Source organism: Alteromonas sp. ABE4_545 (assembly GCF_056161325.1).
In genome coordinates, this window is the sequence record NZ_JBSWYY010000094.1 from 1 (window position 1) to 228 (window position 228).

At 53.1% G+C, this 228-nt stretch carries 1 protein-coding gene; it reads right to left on the reverse strand.

What is annotated here, in order from left to right; genetic code table 11:
- Window positions 1-228 (reverse strand): Ig-like domain-containing protein (locus tag ACXAH6_RS20465; RefSeq protein WP_474879839.1); only part of this gene is annotated, 228 nt, incomplete at both ends.

Sequence of the window (228 nt, forward strand, 5' to 3'; positions counted from 1 at the left end):
CGTGAGGTCAATCAAACCAGACGTGGTGACGGTGGCTAAATTACCTGCATCGTCGAGGACTTCCACTTCCACATTGAGCAAGCCTTCGGAAACGGCCGAAGGTACATCCACACTGTAGGTACCGTCAGATTGGACGGTGGCCGTGAAGGTTTGTTCGTTGCTATCGCTATCGGTCACGGTAATCGAGACCGTCGCGCCAATTTCATCACAAGTACCTGAGATGGTGGG